General features: G+C 73.4%; 4 protein-coding genes. 3 read left to right on the forward strand and 1 reads right to left on the reverse strand.

The window, feature by feature from the left end; translation table 11 throughout:
- Positions 1-190 precede the first annotated feature (190 nt).
- Positions 191-508 carry a hypothetical protein gene (locus ACZ38L_RS12835; RefSeq protein ID WP_396557990.1) on the forward strand — a complete coding sequence of 106 codons (318 nt, stop codon included), beginning with the start codon at positions 191-193 and terminating at the stop codon, positions 506-508.
- A 162-nt stretch (positions 509-670) separates the two neighbouring features.
- A complete protein-coding gene (locus ACZ38L_RS12840; protein ID WP_465692106.1) occupies positions 671-1897 on the forward strand; it encodes a L,D-transpeptidase in 1227 nt (408 codons plus the stop codon).
- Between the two features lie 55 nt (positions 1898-1952).
- On the opposite strand, the gene msrA is transcribed toward ACZ38L_RS12840, so the two are convergent.
- A complete protein-coding gene (msrA, locus tag ACZ38L_RS12845) occupies positions 1953-2618 on the reverse strand; it encodes a peptide-methionine (S)-S-oxide reductase MsrA (protein WP_465692108.1) in 666 nt (221 codons plus the stop codon).
- Positions 2619-2677: 59 nt separating this feature from the next.
- Here msrA and ACZ38L_RS12850 point away from each other — a divergent pair, with 59 nt between their 5' ends.
- Entirely contained in the window at positions 2678-3838 is a 1161-nt protein-coding gene (locus ACZ38L_RS12850; RefSeq protein WP_465692110.1) for a cystathionine gamma-synthase, read from the forward strand.
- Positions 3839-3947 lie beyond the last annotated feature (109 nt).

Here is a 3947-nt window from a genome sequence, read left to right on the forward strand (position 1 = left end):
TTACCCTGCCTGCTACCGGGCGACCACTGCTCCCCACCCCCCCCGCTCTGCCACGGCTCTCACCACGCGTCCTGGGGGGTGGTGGGGGGGGGGGGGGGGGGGGGTGGGTCCGGGCGTGCGGGGCCCGCCCCGCGCAGCCCACGGGGCAGGGCGTTGGGCAGCCGGCCGGGTTCTCCCCTACGCTCGCCCCATGACCAGCACCGAAGCTTCCGACACTCCCCGCTACGTCCGCCTCAGCATCGAGCTGATCGCCGAGATCACCGACGAGGAGGCGCTCAAGGCCGCCGCGCTCGCCCAGGTCGACGCGGACGAGTACCTCGACGACGAGGAGCGCGCCCAGTCGGTCGAGGCCATCGAGGTCGACCCGTCCGGCTCGCTCGCCCACTTCATCGACCCGGTCGCGCTGCTCGGCGACGTCCCGGGTGTCGAGCTGGCGCAGGCGACCTGGGAGTCCGCGCAGACCGCCTTCGACCCCGAGGACGACAGCTACGAGTTCGAGGTCGAGTAACCGGCCCCCGATCGTCCGTCGCCCGCTCGACCTGAGGGGCCCACCCCGTCGCACATACCGCCCACCGCCTGCTGGCTGGGCGGTATGTCCATTTTTGGCGCACTATCTCCGGTTCTCGTACGATCGCATGTGATCTGAATCTCTTCGCAGGGAGAGCGTGACGTGACAGCGGAGCGGGACGACGGGGGCCGGGACTGGAGTCGGCGCGGGGTGGTGGCCGGGCTGATCGGGGCACCGGTCCTGCTGCTGGCGGCGTGCGAGGACGGCGGGGGCGGCGGATCGGCGGCCGGCGGCGCCGGGGGCTCGCCGGGGACCTCGGTCGTGCGGATCACCGTCTCGCCGGCCGACGGCACCGCCAACGCCCCCTTCGACACCCCCGTCACGGTCGGCGCGGCCGACGGCACGCTCACCTCGGTCCGGGTCACCGACTCGGCCGGACACCCGGTGGCCGGCAGGCTCGCGCCCGACGGGCGGAGCTGGTCCAGCACCGACCCGTTGACGAGCGCCACCAGGTACACCGTGGCGGTCCTCGCGGTGGACCGGAACAAGCAGCAGGCCGCCGCCAACACCGCGTTCACCACGGTGGCCCCGGCGCACAGCTTCGTCGGCTACTTCACCCCGGAGCACGGCGCCACGGTCGGGGTGGGCATGCCGGTCTCGATCACCTTCAACACCCCGATCACCGACCGCAAGGCCGTCGAGCAGGCGATCACCGTGCGGGCCGTGCCGGACGTGGAGGTCGTCGGGTACTGGTACTCCAGCACCCGGCTGGACTTCCGCCCGGAGCAGTACTGGGCCCCGGGCAGCAGGGTCACCCTCCGGCTGCGGCTCAAGGACGTCGAGGGCGCCCCCGGCCGCTTCGGCACCCAGGAGAAGGACGTCGTCTTCACCGTCGGCCGCAGCCAGACCAGCCTGGCCGACCTGCGGGCCGGCACCCTGACGGTGACCACCGACGGCAAGGTCAGCGCGGTCTACAAGGTGATCGGCGGGGCCCCGGACCACCGCACCTGGGCCGGCCGGATGGTGATCTCCGAGCAGTACCAGCAGACCAAGATGGACTCCACCACGGTCGGCCTGGGCAACGAGTACGCCATCCCCGACGTCCCGCACGCCCAGCGGCTGACCACCTCCGGCACCTTCGTGCACGGCAACTACTGGTCGCCCGCCGCCGCCTTCGGCACGGCCAACACCAGCCACGGCTGCGTGGCCCTGCGCGACGTCAAGGGCGCCGGCGACCCGACCACCGACGCCGCGAGGTTCTTCGCCAGCTCCGTCATCGGCGACGTGGTCGAGGTGGTCAACTCCGGCGAGCGCACCGTCGACCCGGCCAACGGCCTGAGCGACTGGAACATCCCCTGGCCCACCTGGCAGGCCGGCAGTGCCCTCTGACGCCCCTATCCGCCCGGGCGGGGCGCAGGTGCGGGCGGGCGGCGGCCCTGCCCGGTCAGCCGTCCGTCCTGGCGACGCCGATCGGGCAGCTGGCGCCGGTGCCGCCGAGGCCGCAGTAGCCGTCGGGGTTCTTGGCGTCGGAGAGGTACTGCTGGTGGTAGGGCTCGGCCGGGTGGAAGGGGCCGGCGGGGGCGATCTCGGTGGTGATCGGGCCCAGGCCGATGGCGGTGAGGGCGGGCTGGAAGGCGTCCCGGGAGGATTCGGCGGCGGCCTGCTGGGCGGCGGAGTGGGTGTAGACGGCGGAGCGGTACTGGGTGCCGACGTCGTTGCCCTGCCGGTGGCCCTGGGTCGGGTCGTGCGCCTCCCAGAAGGTCTTGAGCAGGGTGGCGTAGGAGATCACGGCCGGGTCGAAGACCACCCGGACCGCCTCGGTGTGCCCGGTCTGCCCGGTGCAGACCTCCTCGTACGTCGGGTTGGGGGTGTGGCCGCCCTGGTAGCCGACCAGCGTGGTCCACACGCCCGGCAGCTGCCAGAACGTCCGTTCGGCGCCCCAGAAGCAGCCCAGGCCGAAGTCGGCGACCTCCAGGCCGGCCGGGTAGGGGCCGGTGAGCGGGGTGCCGAGGACGGTGTGCGGCTCGGTGAGGACGAAGGCGGGCGCCGCGCGGCCGGGCAGCGCGCGGTCGGCGGGGACGGGCTCGGTCTTGGCGCGGTGGAAGAACATGTCGGGAGAACGCTTCGCGAGGCCACCGGATTCCGGCCCTGCCACTACGCTCGGGTGCCATGACTGACCACCAGCACCAGCCTTCCCAGGGCTTCGAGACCATCGCCATCCACGCGGGTCAGGAAGCAGACCCCCGGACCGGGGCCGTCGTCCCTCCGATCTACCAGGTCTCCACCTACAAGCAGGACGGCGTGGGCGGCCTGCGCGGCGGCTACGAGTACAGCCGTTCGGCCAACCCCACCCGGACCGCGCTGGAGGAGTGCCTCGCGGCGCTGGAGGGCGGCCGGCGCGGGCTCGCCTTCGCCTCCGGCCTGGCGGCCGAGGACACCCTGCTGCGGACCATCCTCCAGCCGGGCGACCACATCGTGATCCCGAACGACGCCTACGGCGGCACCTTCCGACTGTTCGACAAGGTGCTGACCCGCTGGGGCATCGAGTACGACGTCGCCGACACCCAGCACCCGGAGAAGGTCCGGGAGAAGATCAGGGCCACCACCAAGGCGGTCTGGGTCGAGACCCCGAGCAACCCGCTGCTCGGCATCACCGACATCGCCGCGGTCGCCCAGATCGCGCACGCGGCGGGCGCGCTGCTGGTGGTGGACAACACCTTCGCCAGCCCGTACCTGCAGCAGCCGCTGGCGCTCGGCGCGGACGTGGTGGTGCACTCGACCACCAAGTACATGGGCGGCCACTCCGACGTGGTGGGCGGCGCGCTGGTGGCGGCCGACGCCGAGCTGGGCGAGCGGCTGGCCTACCACCAGAACGCGATGGGCGCGGTGGCCGGCCCGTTCGACGCCTGGCTGGTGCTGCGCGGGATCAAGACGCTGGGCGTCCGGATGGACCGCCACACCGCCAACGCCGAGCAGCTGGTGGCGCTGCTGAGCCGGCACCCGCGGGTCACCCAGATCTACTACCCGGGCCTGGTCGGGCACCCGAACCACGAGGTGGCCGCCAAGCAGATGAAGGCCTTCGGCGGGATGGTCTCGTTCCGGGTCGAGGGCGGCGAGGAGGCGGCGGTGGAGGTCTGCAACCGGGCCCAGCTGTTCACCCTCGGCGAGTCGCTGGGCGGCGTGGAGTCGCTGATCGAGCACCCGGGCCGGATGACCCACGCCTCGGTGGCCGGTTCGCTGCTGGAGGTGCCGTCCGACCTGGTCCGGCTGTCGGTGGGCATCGAGTCGGCGGACGACCTGGTCGCCGACCTGGCCCGCGCGCTGGGCTGACACCGGCCGTGGGGGGGGGGGGGGGGGGGGGGGGGGGGGGGGGGGGGGGGGGGGGGGGGGGGGGGGGGGGGGGGGGGGGGGGGGGAGAGGGGGGGAGGTTAGGGAGGAG

This window comes from Kitasatospora sp. NPDC024654 (assembly GCF_055559155.1).

Coding starts and splice junctions, on each gene's coding strand:
- ACZ38L_RS12835 (WP_396557990.1), top strand. CDS start 191: ATGACCAGCACCGAAGCTTCCGACACTCCCCGCTACGTCCGCCTCAGC.
- ACZ38L_RS12850 (WP_465692110.1), top strand. CDS start 2,678: ATGACTGACCACCAGCACCAGCCTTCCCAGGGCTTCGAGACCATCGCC.
- msrA (WP_465692108.1), bottom strand. CDS start 2,618: ATGTTCTTCCACCGCGCCAAGACCGAGCCCGTCCCCGCCGACCGCGCG.